Annotated in this window: 1 protein-coding gene; it reads right to left on the bottom strand. The window is 43.7% G+C overall.

Translation table 11 applies throughout. The features are described from left to right. The coding region (locus tag G1O98_RS38500) for a PAS domain S-box protein (RefSeq protein WP_163939724.1) at positions 1-694 on the bottom strand (694 nt) is incomplete at both ends.

Genomic DNA, 694 nt, shown 5'->3' with positions numbered 1-694 from the left:
AACAGGACAGCAAATAGATAATCTTCATGCCGTTTGGAATAATTGATCGCATGTTCAAGGCGTTTTATAAATGCACTACGGTTTGGCAGACCCGTCAGTGCATCGTGAAACGCAAGGTGCAGCAGTTGTAACTCGGCTCGTTTACGCTCTGTAATTTCAGTCTGCAATTCATCATTTGCTTTTACCAGTTCCTCTGTCCGTTGCCTCACACGTTTTTCTAACTCATCTTTTGCTCGGTGCAACAATTCTTGGGCTTGTTTGCGTTCACTGATATTGCACAGCAGCCAACGCCAGCCAACCTGCTGATGGGATGAGTTGTACACGATAGATGCTCTAATGCTAGCAGGGAAAGGTGTACCACCTCGTGGATATAGATAAATTTCCCAGTCTTCTAGCGGCTGCAAATTAGAAATCTTGGCTCTAAATATCTGGCGGTCTTGTTGAGCTATAAACACAATTAATGGTTTCCCTACCAGAGTTTTTTGGCTTACACAGAGCAAGGTTGCTGCTGCATTGTTGGCCTCTTGAATTATCCCGACACTATTAGTTACTAAATAACCATCTGGAGCAAAATCAAACAAATCTTGGTAACGTTGCTGCTGCAATTCTGACGTGTCACGGGCAGTAGTCAGTTGTTCATTTTGTTGGCGTAGTTCCTCGGACACAACTTGAAGTTCTTCAAGGGTTTTCTGAA

The sequence above is a fragment of the Nostoc sp. UIC 10630 genome, from assembly GCF_010747425.1.
Classification (GTDB): Bacteria; Cyanobacteriota; Cyanobacteriia; order Cyanobacteriales; family Nostocaceae; genus Nostoc.
Note: the sequence above shows the minus strand (reverse complement) of the source record. Positions and strands in the feature narration are given on the sequence as shown.